Below are 1,379 nucleotides of genomic sequence, written 5' to 3' on the forward strand. Positions count from 1 at the left end.
CTAGTGTCATGCGCCTGAAATTCGCCGGAGATATTTAGCGAGGGATTCAAGTATCTCTTCGGCGGTCTTCTTCCACACGAAGGGGCGGGGATTGTCGTTCCACTGAGCGATCCAGTCCCGGATGTCTTGCTCCAGGGACTGGACGCTCTTGTGCACTCCACGGCGGATCATCTGGTCGGTCAGGAAGCCGAACCAGCGCTCGACCTGGTTGATCCACGAGGAGCCGGTCGGGGTGAAGTGCAGGTGGAAGCGAGGGTGGCGGGCCAGCCATGCTTTGATCGCCGGAGTCTTGTGGGTGCCGTAGTTGTCGCAGATCAGGTGAACGTCCAGCTCGGCCGGCACCGTCTTGTCGATCGTGATCAGGAACTTCTTGAACTCGGTGGCGCGGTGCTGGCGGTGCAGTTCCCCGATGACGCTGCCGTCGGCGACGTTGAAAGCGGCGAACAGGCTGGTGATCCCGTTACGGACGTAGTCGTGGGTGCGCCGCTCGGGCATGCCCGGCATCATCGGCAACACCGGCTGCGACCGATCCAGCGCCTGGATCTGGGACTTCTCATCCACACACAGCACCACCGCCCGCTCGGGCGGGTGGTGATACAGGCCGACCACATCGACGACCTTCTCCACGAACAACGGATCCGTCGACAGCTTGAAAGTGTCGGCCTGGTGCGGCTTGAGCCCGAAGTCCCGCCAGATACGCCCGATCGTCGACTTGCTCAACCCGCTACGTTCGGCCATCCGGGCGCGCGACCAGTGCGTGGCGTTCTTCGGCGCCTCCTCCAACGTGGCCACCACGACCTGCTCGACCTGATCCAGAGTGATCGACGGCGGCCGACCGGGCCGCTGCTCATCGATCAGCCCGTCCAGCCGTAACCGGATGAACCGATGACGCCACTTCGACACCGTGTCCGGGTGCACCCGCAACTCGGCGGCGATCCGCTGATTGTCCTTACCGTCCGCACACGCCAGCACGATCTTCGAGCGCATCGCCAAGACCTGCGAGGACTTCGCCCGCCGGGCCCACCGCTGCAGTACCACCCGCTCGTGGTCGGTCACCGTCAACTCCGCCTTGGGCCGCCCCACGCGGGACCCATCGGCCAACCCGTCCAGCCTGCCCTCGGCAAAGGCGGCACGCCACTTACGCACCGTGCCCACGGCGATGCCCAACTCCCGCGCCACCTGCGCATTACTGGCCCCCGGCTCCGCGCAGGCCAGCACGATCTTCGCCCGGATCGCCAACCTCGATGGCTCTGCCGACATGCCGACCAGCCGAGCTCGCTCGACTTCGGTCAGATGGATCTCCAACGCCAGCGGTCCCGAATGCGCCATGCCCACAAGAATAGAAACTTATCCGGCGAATTTCAGGCGCATGACACTAG

The 1,379-nt window shown here is 64.5% G+C and carries 1 protein-coding gene; it reads right to left on the bottom strand.

Going from position 1 to position 1,379, the window contains the following annotated elements:
• Positions 1-6: 6 nt before the first annotated feature.
• Positions 7-1,329: an IS630 family transposase gene (locus KME78_RS63630; protein ID WP_219539954.1), complete on the bottom strand. Its 1,323-nt coding sequence runs from the start codon at positions 1,327-1,329 to the stop codon at positions 7-9.
• Positions 1,330-1,379 lie beyond the last annotated feature (50 nt).

This window comes from Nonomuraea guangzhouensis, assembly GCF_019396345.1.
Taxonomy (GTDB): Bacteria; Actinomycetota; Actinomycetes; order Streptosporangiales; family Streptosporangiaceae; genus Nonomuraea; species Nonomuraea guangzhouensis.